The sequence below is a fragment of the Pandoraea horticolens genome (genome assembly GCF_902459555.1).
Taxonomy (GTDB): domain Bacteria; phylum Pseudomonadota; class Gammaproteobacteria; order Burkholderiales; family Burkholderiaceae; genus Pandoraea; species Pandoraea horticolens.
The window spans coordinates 38,116-51,426 of sequence record NZ_CABPSM010000016.1 but is presented as its reverse complement, the minus strand read 5'-3'; the positions used below and the strand labels follow the sequence as shown (position 1 = coordinate 51,426).

The 13,311-nt window shown below is 61.9% G+C and carries 13 protein-coding genes; 9 read left to right on the top strand and 4 right to left on the bottom strand.

The window, feature by feature from the left end:
• Positions 1–305: 305 nt before the first annotated feature.
• The 8 genes from PHO31112_RS21600 (at position 306) to PHO31112_RS21565 (ending at position 9,548) form a co-directional block, all read left to right on the top strand.
• Positions 306–1,538 (top strand): efflux RND transporter periplasmic adaptor subunit, encoded by a 1,233-nt coding sequence (locus PHO31112_RS21600; protein WP_150622927.1) that lies wholly within the window; start codon positions 306–308, stop codon positions 1,536–1,538.
• Between the two features lie 15 nt (positions 1,539–1,553).
• Positions 1,554–4,727, top strand: a complete 3,174-nt coding sequence (locus PHO31112_RS21595) for an efflux RND transporter permease subunit (protein ID WP_150622925.1) — start codon at positions 1,554–1,556, stop codon at positions 4,725–4,727.
• A 2-nt stretch (positions 4,728–4,729) separates the two neighbouring features.
• The gene (adeC, locus tag PHO31112_RS21590; protein ID WP_150622923.1) at positions 4,730–6,217 is read left to right on the top strand and encodes an AdeC/AdeK/OprM family multidrug efflux complex outer membrane factor; all 1,488 of its coding nucleotides are present in this window, start codon (positions 4,730–4,732) and stop codon (positions 6,215–6,217) included.
• Between the two features lie 330 nt (positions 6,218–6,547).
• Entirely contained in the window at positions 6,548–6,805 is a 258-nt protein-coding gene (locus PHO31112_RS21585; protein ID WP_010808495.1) for an acyl-CoA-binding protein, read from the top strand.
• 245 nt (positions 6,806–7,050) lie between these two features.
• A complete protein-coding gene (locus PHO31112_RS21580) occupies positions 7,051–7,473 on the top strand; it encodes a hypothetical protein (protein WP_150622921.1) in 423 nt (140 codons plus the stop codon).
• Positions 7,473–8,426, top strand: coding sequence for a PilW family protein (locus PHO31112_RS21575; RefSeq protein WP_174995826.1), 954 nt, complete (start codon positions 7,473–7,475; stop codon positions 8,424–8,426). The genes PHO31112_RS21580 and PHO31112_RS21575 overlap by 1 nt, the downstream gene beginning before the upstream one ends.
• Positions 8,405–9,040: a pilus assembly protein gene (locus tag PHO31112_RS21570; protein ID WP_150622917.1), complete on the top strand. Its 636-nt coding sequence runs from the start codon at positions 8,405–8,407 to the stop codon at positions 9,038–9,040. Before PHO31112_RS21575 ends, PHO31112_RS21570 begins: the two co-directional genes overlap by 22 nt.
• Positions 9,030–9,548 (top strand): GspH/FimT family pseudopilin, encoded by a 519-nt coding sequence (locus tag PHO31112_RS21565; protein WP_150622915.1) that lies wholly within the window; start codon positions 9,030–9,032, stop codon positions 9,546–9,548. Before PHO31112_RS21570 ends, PHO31112_RS21565 begins: the two co-directional genes overlap by 11 nt.
• A 15-nt stretch (positions 9,549–9,563) precedes the next feature.
• Here PHO31112_RS21565 and PHO31112_RS21560 read toward each other — a convergent pair whose 3' ends face one another.
• The 3 genes from PHO31112_RS21560 to PHO31112_RS21550 all read right to left on the bottom strand — a co-directional run bounded on the left by PHO31112_RS21560 (position 9,564) and on the right by PHO31112_RS21550 (position 10,893).
• A complete protein-coding gene (locus PHO31112_RS21560) occupies positions 9,564–10,094 on the bottom strand; it encodes a DUF3318 domain-containing protein (RefSeq protein ID WP_174995825.1) in 531 nt (176 codons plus the stop codon).
• A 13-nt stretch (positions 10,095–10,107) separates the two neighbouring features.
• Positions 10,108–10,491, bottom strand: a complete 384-nt coding sequence (locus PHO31112_RS21555; RefSeq protein WP_150622910.1) for a phage holin family protein — start codon at positions 10,489–10,491, stop codon at positions 10,108–10,110.
• A gap of 99 nt (positions 10,492–10,590) precedes the next feature.
• Positions 10,591–10,893, bottom strand: a complete 303-nt coding sequence (locus tag PHO31112_RS21550; protein ID WP_144265750.1) for an ElaB/YgaM/YqjD family protein — start codon at positions 10,891–10,893, stop codon at positions 10,591–10,593.
• Between the two features lie 214 nt (positions 10,894–11,107).
• Here PHO31112_RS21550 and PHO31112_RS21545 point away from each other — a divergent pair, with 214 nt between their 5' ends.
• Entirely contained in the window at positions 11,108–11,746 is a 639-nt protein-coding gene (locus tag PHO31112_RS21545; protein WP_150622908.1) for a peroxiredoxin, read from the top strand.
• Between the two features lie 221 nt (positions 11,747–11,967).
• Here the strand turns inward: PHO31112_RS21545 and PHO31112_RS21540 are convergent, their stop codons facing one another.
• A complete protein-coding gene (locus tag PHO31112_RS21540) occupies positions 11,968–13,161 on the bottom strand; it encodes an acyl-CoA dehydrogenase (protein WP_150622906.1) in 1,194 nt (397 codons plus the stop codon).
• Between the last annotated feature and the right edge of the window lie 150 nt (positions 13,162–13,311).

The window sequence follows — 13,311 nt, the reverse complement described above, 5'->3', positions numbered from 1 at the left end:
GATAAAAAACACGGTGCACTTTGATGCAACGCAATGTGATTTACATACATTCATGAATGTATCTATAATAGCAGCCGCTTGCTCTATTGCACAGGGAACATTTAAGCTCCTTCGTCTTGGGGGGAAAAGCCTTACCCATGTGAGGGAGCCTTGAGGCCAGATCACCCGGGCCTTGGGCGCTCGCCGACCCGTCTTTATGCGACGGGATTGCAGACCGGTCTTTGCCGCTGCAATCCCGTCGCAACCGCAATCGTCGCAACGTATCGTCAATTTGTTTGACCGCATTCCATTTTTCGGGGGCGTATATGCACGTCAAGAGAAGTTCACTGGGGATGGTCACGGCCGTGGCACTCGCGGTATTGACCTTGGCCGCATGCGGCAAGAAGCCGCAGCAGCCGCAGGGCATGGTGCCGGAAGTCGGCGTTGTGACGCTGCAACCTCAGAACGTAACACTGACGACCGATCTGCCAGGACGCACTTCGCCCTTCCGCGTTGCCGACGTGCGCGCGCGTGTCGATGGCATCGTGCTCAAGCGCGATTTCACTGAAGGCAGTGACGTCAAGGCAGGCCAGCGTCTGTACAAGATCGATCCGGCAACCTATCAGGCGGCCTACGACAACGCCAAGGCCACCCTGGCCAAGGCCACCGCGAATCAGGCCTCGACGAAGGTGTTGGCCGATCGCTACAAGCAACTGGTCGCGGTCGAGGCTGTCTCGAAGCAGGACTACGACAACGCCGTCGCTGCTGCGCTGCAGGCTGACGCCGATGTGCAATCCGGCAAGGCGGCGGTCGAAACGGCGCGAATCAACCTCGGCTACACCGACGTGCCGGCCCCGATCTCGGGCCGTACGGGGTTGTCGCAGGTGACCGAAGGCGCTTACGTGCAATCGGGGGCCGCCACGCTGATGACGACCGTTCAGCAGATCGATCCGATGTACGTGGACGTGACGCAATCGGCGACGGAAGGGCTTCGTCTGCGCCGTGCTCTGGCCGACGGCAAGCTGCAAAGCGCAGGCAAGAATGCCGCCAAGGTGGAGCTGACCCTGGAAGACGGCACGAAGTACCCGCTCGAAGGCAAGCTGCAGTTCTCCGACATCACGGTGGACCAATCGACCGGCTCGGTGACCGTTCGCGCCATCTTCCCGAACCCGAATCGTGAGCTGCTGCCCGGCATGTTCGTGCACGCCAAGCTTCAGGAAGGCGTGAAGGAAGGCGGTTTGCTGGTGCCGCAGCAGGGTGTCACACGTGACCAGAAGGGCCAGCCGACCGCGCTGATCGTGAACAAGGAAGGCAAGGTCGAACTGCGTCAACTGGTGACCGATCGTGCGATCGGCGACAAGTGGCTGGTGAGTTCGGGCCTGGCAGTGGGCGATCAGGTGATCGTGGCGGGTCTGCAGAAGGTACGTGCGGGTGCACCGGCGAAGGCTGTGCCGGCGCAACAACCGGGGGGGACGCCGGCACCGGCGGGTGCCAGCGCACCGGCTGCTGCGGTGCCTGCCTCGCAGGCGAGCACTGCCTCGGCCGCCAACGCTCAATAACGCGGAGCCTTATTCATGGCAAAGTTTTTTATCGATCGCCCGATTTTTGCGTGGGTGATCGCGATTGTCATCATGCTGGCCGGCGCGCTTTCGATCCTGAAGCTGCCGGTCTCGCAATATCCGCCCATCGCACCGCCTTCGGTGCAGATCACTGCGACCTACCCGGGCGCTTCGGCGCAGACCGTTCAGGATACGGTCACGCAGGTGATCGAACAGCAGATGAACGGTATCGACAACCTCGAGTACATGTCGTCGACGTCCGACGGCTCGGGTACGGCGCAGATCACGCTGACCTTCTCGCAGGGCACGAACGCGGACATCGCACAGGTGCAGGTGCAGAACAAACTGCAACTTGCCACACCGCTGCTGCCGCAGCAGGTGCAACAGCAGGGTATCAAGGTGGCCAAGGCGACCAAGAACTTCCTGCTGGTGATCGGTGCGTACTCCGACGATGGCCGGATGACCGACATCGACCTTGCGAACTACATTGCCGCCAACGTGCAGGATCCGATCAGCCGTGTGAACGGCGTGGGTCAGGTGCAGCTCTTTGGCTCGCAATACGCGATGCGCGTCTGGGTCGATCCACAGAAACTGAACGGCTATAACCTGACCGTCATCGACGTTTCGACCGCCATTCAGGCGCAGAACGTGCAGATTTCGGCAGGCGAGCTGGGCGGTGCACCGGCGGTCAAGGGGCAACAGCTCAACGCGACCGTGACGGCGCAAAGCCGTCTGCAAACGCCGGAGCAGTTCCGCAAGATTCTGCTCAAGGTCAACAAGGACGGCTCGCAGGTGCGTCTGGGCGACGTCGCCCGTGTCGAACTCGGCGGCGAATCGTACCAGGTGGTCGCACGCTATAACGGCAAGCCTGCCGCGGGTCTGGCCATCACGCTGGCTACGGGCGCGAACGCGCTGCAAACGGCCACGGCGGTCAAGCAGGCGGTTTCCGATCTGGAGCCGTACTTCCCCGCTGGGATGAAGGTCGATTACCCGTACGACACCACGCCGTTCGTGAAGATCTCGATCGAAGAAGTGATCAAGACCCTCATCGAAGGTATCGTGCTCGTGTTCCTGGTGATGTATCTGTTCCTGCAAAACCTGCGGGCAACGATCATCCCGACGATTGCCGTGCCGGTCGTGTTGCTCGGTACGTTCGGCATCATGGGCGCGGCAGGCTTCTCCATCAACACCCTGTCGATGTTCGGTCTGGTGCTCGCCATCGGTCTGCTCGTCGACGATGCCATTGTGGTGGTGGAAAACGTCGAGCGGGTGATGGCCGAAGAGGGGCTGAGTCCGAAGGAAGCGACGAAGAAGGCCATGGACCAGATCGTCGGCGCGCTGGTAGGCGTGGCGCTCGTGCTCTCGGCGGTGTTTGTGCCGATGGCGTTCTTCGGCGGCTCGACAGGGGCCATCTATCGCCAGTTCTCGCTGACGATCGTGGCCGCCATGGCGTTGTCGGTGCTGGTGGCCATCGTGCTTACGCCGGCTATGTGCGCGACGATTCTCAAGCCGATCAAGAAGGGCGAAGTGCACGAAAAGCGCGGCTTCTTCGGCTGGTTCAACCGCACGTTCGACAAGGGCTCGAAGAAGTATCAGGGTCAGGTGGAGCGCATTCTGAAGCGCAGCACGCCGCTCCTGATTGTCTATGTCGTGATCGTCGCGACGGTGGGCTTCCTGTTCATGCGCATGCCGACGGCGTTCTTGCCGGATGAAGATCAGGGCTACTTCTTCAACCTGGTGCAATTGCCGCCGGGCGCGTCGCAAGAGCGCACGCTCGAAGTCATGAAGCAGGTCGAGGTGCACTACCTCGAGAAGGAAAAGGACGCCGTGCGTTCGATCTTCACGGTGACGGGCTTCGGCTTTAACGGCCGTGGTCAGAACGTGGGTCTGGCGTTCACGATGCTGCGTCCGTGGGAAGACCGTCAGTCGTCCGATCTGAAGGTACAGGCGGTGATTGCGCGTTCGTATAAGGCGTTCGCGAGCGTGAAAGACGCCATGATCTTCGCGATCAACCCGCCGTCGGTGCCCGAACTGGGTAACGCGGGCGGTATCGACTTCGAACTGCAGGATCGCGCAGGCCTCGGCCACGACGCGTTGATGGCGGCGCGTAACCAGCTCCTCGGTTTGGCTGCAAAGAATCCGAACCTGGCGAACATGCGTCCGAACGGTCTTGACGACACGCCGCAGTACAAGGTGGACGTCGACGAAGAAAAGGCGGCTGCACTTGGGCTGTCGATTGCCGACGTGTACACCACGCTCTCGGCCTCGTGGGGTTCGTCCTACGTGAACGACTTCATCGACCGTGGTCGTGTGAAGAAGGTGTACGTGATGGCGGAACCGAAGGACCGCATGCTGCCGCAGGACATCAACAAGCTGTACGTGCGCAACGCTAGCGGAGCCATGGTGCCGTTCTCGGCCTTCGCCACCGGCAAGTGGATTTACGGCTCCCCGCGTCTGGAACGCTACAACGGCGTGCCGGCGGTGGAAATTCAGGGGATGCCGGCGCCGGGCAAGTCGTCGGGTGACGCCATGAAGGCCGTGGAGGAAATTGCAAAGCAACTGCCTCCGGGTATCGGTCTGGAGTGGACGGGGCTGTCGTTTGAAGAGCGCATTTCCGGCTCTCAGGCACCGGCGCTGTATGCCATCTCGATCCTGATCGTGTTCCTGTGTCTGGCGGCGTTGTACGAGAGCTGGTCGATTCCGTTCTCGGTGATTCTGGTGGTGCCGCTGGGGGTGTTGGGGGCACTGCTGGCCGCAACGCTGCGCGGGTTGTCGAACGACGTGTACTTCCAGGTGGGTCTGCTCACCACGGTGGGTCTGTCGGCGAAGAACGCGATTCTTATCGTGGAATTTGCCAAGGATCTGCAGGAGGAGGGCCGCTCGCTGATGGAAGCGACGATGGAAGCGGTGCGGCTGCGGTTGCGCCCGATTCTGATGACGTCGATGGCGTTCGTTCTCGGGGTGTTGCCGCTTGCGATCTCGAACGGCGCCGGCTCGGCCTCGCAGCACGCTATCGGCACCGGCGTGATAGGCGGTATGCTGGCGGCAACGTTCCTCGCGATCTACTACGTACCGGTCTTCTTCGTGCTCGTGCGCAAGCGCTTCGCTCATGAAGAACTGGATACCGTGGAACATCCGGAAGCGCGTCACGAACCACTCGACGCCGGCCCCGCCAAGGAAGGAAACTGACTATGAAGCACAAAGCATTGCCGATGGCCTTGGCGGCAGCGTTCCTGGCAGGCTGTACCCTCGCGCCGCACTATGAGCGGCCCGAGGCACCGGTGGCCACGTCGTTCCCCACTGGCCCGGCCTACAAGACGTCCGGGGCGGCGAACCAGAACGGCACCACCGGCAGCAATGCCCTGGTGGCCGCCGATCTGGGCTGGCGAGATTTCTTCACCGATCCTCGCCTGCGGAAGCTGATCGAGATCGCGCTGGAGAACAACCGCGATCTGCGAGTCTCGATGCTCAACATCGAAGCGGCGCGTGCGCAGTATCAGATCCAGCGCTCGGCGCTGCTGCCCTCGGTCGGGGCGGCAGGGCAGGCGACGGTTCAGCGCTCGCCGGCGGATTTGTCGTCGTCGGGACATGCAGGGATCAACCGTAACTATCAGGTTGGTGTGGGTTTCACGTCGTATGAACTCGATCTGTTCGGTCGTATCCAGAGCCTGAAGGATCAGGCGTTGGAGAAGTATCTGGCGAGCGAGGACACGGCCAAGGCAGCGCATATGACGCTGATCTCGGAAGTGGCCACGGCGTACCTCACCTGGCTGGCGGATCAGGAGTTGCTCAGACTCACGGCCGACACGCTCAAGAGCCAGGAATCGTCGTATAACCTGACCAAGCGCAGCTTCAACGTGGGCACGGCCTCCGGGCTGGATCTGCGTCAGGCGCAAACGCCGGTCGATACGGCGCGAGCGAATTTCGCGCAGTACACGCGTCAGGTCGCACAGGACGAAAATGCGCTCGCGCTGCTCATCGGCCAGCCGTTGCCGGCCGATTTGCCGCCGGGACGTCCGCTCGATGGGCAAGGTCTGCTTACCGATTTGCCAGCCGGGTTGCCTTCGGATCTGTTGCTGCGGCGTCCGGATGTCACGGCGGCCGAGCACACGCTCAAGGGCGCCAACGCGAACATCGGCGCTGCGCGTGCGGCGTTCTTCCCGACGATTTCTCTGACGGCAAACGCCGGCACGGCCAGCGCCTCGCTGAGCAATCTGTTCAAGGGCGGGCAGGGTGCGTGGTCGTTCGCACCGACCATCACGCTGCCGATCTTCGCCGGCGGGCAGAACGTCGCCAACCTCGATCTGGCCAAGGTGCAGAAGCGTATCGAGATCGCCAACTACGAGAAGGCGATTCAGACGGCGTTCCGCGAGGTGTCCGACGGGTTGGCCGCACGCGGCACGCTCGACGATCAGGTCGCGGCGCAGGAGTCGCTCGTCAAGGCGAGCGACGAGAGCTACAAGCTCTCGGACCTGCGCTATCGCAACGGCGTGGACAGCTATCTGAACGCGCTCGTGTCGCAACGCTCGCTGTACTCGGCGCAGCAAACGCTGATCGCCACACGTCTGGCGCGCTGGACCAATCTCGTCACGCTGTACAAGGCGCTCGGCGGTGGTTGGGAAGAGCGCTCGGTACCGGCCAACGCCGGGACGGCGTCGGCAGCGGCGGCATCGTCGTGATCGTGTCGCTTGCGCCGATGATGTTGTGAGGCAGGCAGCGGTGTGAACCGCACACTTGTCTCGCTGCGACGCAAGGCTTGAACCTCGAAACGCCCGGCAATGTGCCGGGCGTTTTGTCTTTGTGCGTCATGTCGTGCGAGAAATTGGCTCAGTTCCCGAGAAGTTTAGACGCCGGGTTCTACGCTCGCCCCTACCTCGCGTAGCGCTTCGTCGCTATCCTTGATCGCGTTGTATTCGCAACACCCCGAGCGTCGACGCGAGCGTTTCCAGACATTGGCAATCGACGCTCGGGGTATATATAAGCTGACCGCTTTTCCAGGGAGAGACACCATGAGCGATCTTCAGGCCCGCTTCGACGAGGCGGTAGCCCAATCCAAGACGCTGCCGGAACGCCCCGACAATTTCACGTTGCTGCGTATCTACGCGCTCTTCAAACAAGGTACCGAGGGTGACGTGTCCGGCACGCGCCCCGGCATGACGGATTTCGTCGGCCGTGCCAAGTTCGATGCCTGGGAAATGCTCAAAGGCAAGTCGAAAGAAGAGGCGCAAGAAGCTTATGTCGCACTGGTCGACGAGCTGAAGGGATAACGTTGCCGGGCACGCGGTTGCCCGTCACGAGCCAATGAGGCAGTGCCGAACCCGTTCGGTATGATCGGCCCAAAGACGGCGACTTCGGTCGCCGTTTTTTTATGGGCGTTCGTTGAGGGATGCCGCGTCGCGTGAGGAAAGTGAGGTGGCGCATGATGGGGGAGGTTTTGCGGCGCCGTCCGATTGGCGTGTGGCGAAGCGTGGGCGACGATGGACGCGTTACCAACGAGACGAGAGATCGAACCATGCAACAGGATCGACGACACCTGGGGCGTCGCGCCGACCGGCAGGCGCTTCGCGATACGCTGGCCAATCACCGCTTTCCACCGATGCGAAGCGCTCGGCGAACGCCGTCGCGCGATGCTGGCCGACGGCGAGGCCGGGGGCCGTGGCAGTTGCCGCCGCGTGCGCCGGGGAAGCCGCAAGGCGAGGCGGCGGACGGGAAACCGACGGGCGGTGGGCGTTGCAAGACTCGCTTTCGCGGGGGGGCAATGCTCGACGTCATGTTCACACTGGCGGCGCTCATGGCTGGCGCACAGGGCTTCGCCCATTGGCAGGCGGCGGGGGCAATGACGTCCGTTGAGCTTGCCCCTTCGAAGACGAACGTCGCGTTGGCGTTGCCAGCACAAGCCGGGAACGATGTATGGCACGCTCGTCGATACCCGTGATGTGGTCGCCCCGTTTGGGTGGGTGGGACAAGGCGTGCGTGCGTCGTATGGCGGGTTTTACGCTGCTCGAATGGGTGCTGGCAATGCCGCTTGGGTTGCTGATCGTGACGGCGGCGATTGCAATCTATCTCGCGGGCATTCGCTTGTGGCGGGTTCAGGCAGCGCGATACGACGTTACCGAGCGCGCGATCTTCGCGTTGACGCAACTTACCCGTGCCGTCGGCATGGCGGGATACCGGAACTGGGACCCGATGGAGGGCGCGATCTGGCCGCCGGGGCCGATGAAGCGTGAGTGGCCGTCGTTGCGAGCGAGTGCGGCGTGCGCGGGCACTGTCGACACGTGTGCGCGACCGGGATGGCAAGGCAGTTCGCTGCTGGAAGTGCAGTTCCAGGGGGCAGGATTGTCGGAGGGCAACGACGCCATCCACAACTGCGCGGGCATGCGCGTCAGCGCGACGGGACGTCTGGACGACAGACATCTCAGCATCTTCTATGTCGATAAGGGCGAGGACGAGATTCCCTCGCTCTACTGCCGCTACGGTGAGCGTCGGATGCTCTCGACGGATCTGCATCCGGCGCAGGTGCTGGTGAGCGGGGTGGAAGCGATGTACGTTCGGTTAGGGTTCCGCGTCGGCGGGACTGGGCCTTTGCGTTGGGTCGAGCCCGTCAGAAGTGTGCGCCGCAGGCCGCCAAGCCCGCCACCCGGAGAGGGTGGATGGGAGAACGTCGCGGCGGTGGCCTTTTCGCTGGTCTTGCGCGGCGCGCCGCGAAGCGGTGGCAAGCCACGGACCACGCGGGTGGTCGAAGTGTTCGATGCGGCATCCGGTGGTCGTGAGTACAAGCGGCTGGGTAACGCCGGGGACGTTCATCTGCACGTATTCAATGCAGTGGCCTATCGTCGCAACGATGGTGGCGTCGGCGAGGAGGCGAAATGGTTGGCGTCTTCATGGTGATGTGGCTGGCGGCGCTGATGACGCTTGCCGCATCCGGCATGCACCATCGCCAATTGGCCAGCCGTTTCATCGCCTATACGAACGACCGCGCAGGGGCGTTTGCGGCGGCGGACCGGGCGCTTGCCGAAGCGCGCGATTGGCTGACGCATGAGGCGCGTGCCGCGGATATTGCCGCCGTGCCGGCATTCGAAGCGGGACCGCACGGCGTGCTCGAGGCGAACCATCGCGGTGACATCTGGTATCAGCGCCGTGTGCCGAGATGGCGAACGGTCGAATGGAATGGTAGTGCTGCCGTCGTTGCGACGCGAGGGGCGCGCTATTTCATCGAGAGAATCGCGTATTCGGCGTATCTGGCGAGCGAACCTGAGACGCGCGGCGCACCGGTGCGGCGATATCGCGTGAGTACGATGGGGTGTGGTGAGTTCCCAGGCACGCGAGTGTATTTGCAGGCGATCTATGAAGTCCGGCAGCGAAAGGGGGAAGCGGGAGGTGGTGGTGAACTCACATCGTTTTCGTCGCGTTCGCTGAGTTGGCGTGAGGTTGCCATGTGGCATGACAGCAGTGCTGTGACACCCGCGCAGGGCAGTCGTGGCGAGCATTGTGATGCGTCCTGATCTACGTGCCGCACGCGGCGTCACGATGTTGGAGTGTGTCATCGCGATGGCTGTGCTCGCCGTTGCGTTGATGGCGGTTTCGCCCTCCATCGACGCGGTTCGCCGCCGGGTGGCGGTGGACATCACGGCGCGAGCGTTTCTGGCTTCGATGCAGGCTGCGCGCTCGGAGGCGCTAGGGAGACACCGGCGCGTGGCAATGGCCCCGCATGACGGCGGGAGTCTGAATAGCGGCTGGGTGACGTTCGTCGACGAGAATCGCAACGATCGCTTCGATGCAGGAGATCAATTGCTGGGGCGACACGCGCCATTGCCACCGGGCGTGAGTGTCGATGTGCGATGGGGGTTGTACAACACCGAAGGTCTCGCGTTCGCGGAAGACGGCTTCATGCGAACGCAGACGCGCCGGTGGTTGTCGGGGACAGTGCGTATTGCGGGGCACGGGCGGCGCGTTTGCATCATCATCAATGCGTACGGCCGCGCCCGTGTGGCTCGGCGCTGTGATGCGTGAGCCGGGGCGCAGCGATTACATGACCGGCGGGGTGCCGGTGTCGTTGTGTCGGGATGAGGTTGTCGCAGATGCGCGAGGCGTGTCGGACGTACCGGACATATCTGACGTATAGGGGGCACCGGCTTTCGGCGTCGACGGCTTCGTCGATTCCTGCCAGAGCTTGATCCCTTGCCACGCGAGAACACCGAGGCTGCCCCACTTGAGACTGCGGCGTACCACGCGTCCGAAAGGGGTATGCGACAAGCCGGTGAGCGCCAGCGAGGCAACGGAGCCGACCAGCGGATAGCGTTCAAGCAGTCCGCCGAGCTTGAGTCCGGAACTGGCGATTCCGCTAACGCTGGCGAGTTTGGCAAAGCCACCGGGCAGCAGATAGCGTAGCCAACGGAAATTGCGCAGGTGTTCGCGCGCGATGTGCGAGGCCTGAATTAGTTCGGCACGCTCAACAGCGATACGCGTGAGCACGAGTTCCTTGCGAATGGCGAGGAGGTCATGACGCGAACGTCGTGACGGTCGTGTGCGGCGAGGGCGGTTCTGTTCCAGCGGCACGGGCAGATCTCCTTCAGTCCGGACGCAGTGCGTCGCGGTCCTTTGCGAACTCGGCCAGTGTGGACTCGAACGGCATCGGGGCGTCGCGCAGAATGTTGCGCGCACGCAATGCGCACCAGCCGGCGAGCAACAGATACACGACGAAGATGCCGGTCATGGCCTGGAGGCGATAGGTGTCCCAAAAAATCACGATCACCAGCGCGGCCAGCGACACGAGAGCGAGAACGCCGAAGAGCATCGCGGCCAGACCAAGGAAAGCGACGCCCATCAGGCGTTCTTTCTCTTCGGTCAATTCGATGCCGATGAGTTCGATGCGCGACTGCAAGATCTCGAGCAACGCACCGGCGAGGCGCCGCAGTGAAGGCCGCAGCGGGGTAGTGCGATCGTTGGCGGTCATGGGCTGGACTTGTGGGCGGCTCACCTGACCTATCGCACCGGTCAGGTGGGCTCCGCCATAGGCAGAATAGGCGAGAAAGCGACTTGCGTCGACGGCAGCTTACTTGCGGTTGAGCAGCAGGCCGATCACCACACCGATACCGGCGGCGATGCCCACCGCTTGCCACGGATGGTCGTGAACATAGTCGTCGGTCGCGCGAGCAGCTTGCTTGCTCTTCTCGACAACGACCACCTGCACGTCGGAAGCCTTTTCCTTGGCTTGCTTGAGCAGCGTCAGCGCCTTGTCGCTCAATTCGGATGCGCGCTCACCGGTCGTGTTGGCGGCTTGTTTCAGCAGGTCTTCGGCGTCGGCCAATACGGATTTGATATCAGTCATAAACTTCTCCTTGTTGGTGTGCACTATGCGACATAGTCATTACCCGATTCTGGGAGGAAAATGCGAAGGGGATGTGGGTGTTATCGTAACGCTTTCAACGAATCGTTGCCATAAAACAACATCCCCCGAGGGCGCCATATTTCGAATAATTATGTGCAATCAATTATTTATTCGTTCTGGCAAAGCTTAGCATCCTTTAGTCTTTACCCCACTGACTTGAAGGTTCTCAAGGAGACCGTAAATGACATTGCGTTTGGGTGACATTGCCCCCGATTTCGAGCAGGACTCATCGGTTGGCAAAATCAAGTTCCATGAATTCCTGGGTGACGGTTGGGGTGTGCTCTTCTCGCACCCGGCCGATTACACGCCGGTGTGCACGACCGAACTGGGTCTGACCGCAAAACTCAAGGGTGAGTTCGAGAAGCGGGGCGTGAAGGTCATCGCGCTGTCGGTCGACGACGTCGAATCGCACAAGGGCTGGATCAAGGATATCAACGAGACTCAGAACACCACGGTCAATTTCCCAATTCTGGCCGACGGTGATCGCAAGGTTTCGCAGCTCTACGACATGATCCATCCGAATGCCAGCGAAACTGTGACGGTTCGCTCGCTGTTCGTGATCGACCCGAAGAAGAAGGTGCGCCTGATCATCACGTATCCGGCCAGCACGGGTCGCAACTTCGACGAGATCCTGCGTGTTATCGACTCGCTGCAACTGACCGACAATTACTCGGTTGCCACACCGGGTAACTGGAAGGACGGTGAGGACGTCGTGATTGTCCCGTCGCTCAAGGACGAAGCCGTGCTCAAGGAAAAATTCCCGAAGGGTTACAAGGCCGTGCGTCCGTATCTGCGTCTCACGCCGCAGCCGAACAAGTAATCCGGCTAACATCGCAGAAGACAGCGGATGAAAAAAAGCCAGCTCGACAGAGCTGGCTTTTTTGTTTGGTACGCGCCGTCGCCCGGGGGGATTGACGGCCCGCGAAGTGCGGCCTGAGAAACGACGCGTACCAGACAAGTCGCATGAACCGCGATGCACTGCGCAATCTGCACTGCGCGACCGCTCGCGGTTCATGCAACCCTATTCATCGTGACGATCGATCAGAAGAACGCCTGGATGCCGGTTTGCGCCCGGCCGAGAATCAGTGCGTGGATGTCGTGGGTGCCTTCGTAGGTGTTGACCACTTCGAGGTTGACGAGGTGACGGGCAATGCCGAACTCATCGGAGATGCCGTTGCCACCCAGCATATCGCGCGCTAGACGAGCGACGTCCAGTGCCTTGCCGCACGAGTTGCGTTTCATGATCGACGTGATCTCGACGGCAGCGGTGCCTTCGTCCTTCATGCGGCCCAGACGCAGGCAGCCTTGCAGGCCCAGCGTGATTTCCGTCTGCATGTCGGCGAGCTTCTTCTGGATCAACTGATTGGCGGCAAGTGGCCGGCCGAACTGCTGACGGTCAAGCACATATTGACGCGCCGTGTGCCAGCAGAATTCAGCGGCGCCCAGCGCACCCCAGGCAATACCGTAACGCGCCGAGTTCAGGCAGGTGAACGGACCCTTCAGGCCGGAGACTCCCGGCATCAGATTCTCTTCCGGCACGAACACCTGATCCATCACGATCTCACCGGTAATCGAGGCGCGCAGGCCGACCTTGCCGTGAATCGCTGGGGCCGACAGGCCTTTCCAGCCCTTCTCCAGAATGAAGCCGCGAATCTTTTCCTCGCCATTCTCGTCGGCGAGCTTGCCCCAGACCACGAAGACATCGGCGATGGGTGAGTTGGTGATCCACATCTTGCCGCCGCTCAACTCGTAGCCACCTGCGACCTTCTTGGCGCGCGTGGTCATGCCGGCCGGATCGGAACCGTGGTTCGGTTCGGTCAGACCGAAGCAACCGATCCACTCGCCGCTGGCCAGCTTCGGCAGGTACTTCTGCTTCTGCGCTTCGCTGCCGAATTCGAAGATCGGCACCATGACGAGCGACGACTGCACCGACATCATCGAGCGATAGCCCGAGTCGACGCGTTCGACTTCGCGTGCGATCAGCCCGTAGGCCACGTAGCTCAGACCCGGGCCACCGTATTCCTCGGGAATCGTCGGGCCGAGCAGGCCGATCTCGCCCATCTCGCGAAAGATGGCGGCATCGGTGTGCTCATGACGGAATGCTTCGAGCACGCGCGGTGCGAGCTTGTCGTTCGAGTATGCGGCGGCGGCGTCACGAATCATGCGCTCTTCGCCCGTGAGCTGTGCGTCCAGCAACAGCGGATCTTCCCAATGAAACTGTGCATTGCCTGCCATGACTTATCTCCTCCGACGTTCTCGAAAATTGGCCGACGCCATCCTCGTCGGCCCGTTTGGCACATGTGCGGCATACGTGGCCATATCCCGCACCGGGAAAGCGCGTCGACTTGACGAAAGTTCCGCAATGCGGAACAATGTTCTGAAATC

Excerpts from the sequence above, each read along its gene's own strand:
- PHO31112_RS21540 (WP_150622906.1), bottom strand. The coding sequence starts at position 13,161 with ATGGCAGGCAATGCACAGTTTCATTGGGAAGATCCGCTGTTGCTGGAC.
- PHO31112_RS21575 (WP_174995826.1), top strand. The coding sequence starts at position 7,473 with ATGTGGTCGCCCCGTTTGGGTGGGTGGGACAAGGCGTGCGTGCGTCGT.
- PHO31112_RS21570 (WP_150622917.1), top strand. The coding sequence starts at position 8,405 with ATGGTTGGCGTCTTCATGGTGATGTGGCTGGCGGCGCTGATGACGCTT.
- PHO31112_RS21600 (WP_150622927.1), top strand. The coding sequence starts at position 306 with ATGCACGTCAAGAGAAGTTCACTGGGGATGGTCACGGCCGTGGCACTC.
- PHO31112_RS21545 (WP_150622908.1), top strand. The coding sequence starts at position 11,108 with ATGACATTGCGTTTGGGTGACATTGCCCCCGATTTCGAGCAGGACTCA.
- PHO31112_RS21555 (WP_150622910.1), bottom strand. The coding sequence starts at position 10,491 with ATGACCGCCAACGATCGCACTACCCCGCTGCGGCCTTCACTGCGGCGC.
- adeC (WP_150622923.1), top strand. The coding sequence starts at position 4,730 with ATGAAGCACAAAGCATTGCCGATGGCCTTGGCGGCAGCGTTCCTGGCA.
- PHO31112_RS21565 (WP_150622915.1), top strand. The coding sequence starts at position 9,030 with ATGCGTCCTGATCTACGTGCCGCACGCGGCGTCACGATGTTGGAGTGT.
- PHO31112_RS21580 (WP_150622921.1), top strand. The coding sequence starts at position 7,051 with ATGCAACAGGATCGACGACACCTGGGGCGTCGCGCCGACCGGCAGGCG.
- PHO31112_RS21595 (WP_150622925.1), top strand. The coding sequence starts at position 1,554 with ATGGCAAAGTTTTTTATCGATCGCCCGATTTTTGCGTGGGTGATCGCG.
- PHO31112_RS21585 (WP_010808495.1), top strand. The coding sequence starts at position 6,548 with ATGAGCGATCTTCAGGCCCGCTTCGACGAGGCGGTAGCCCAATCCAAG.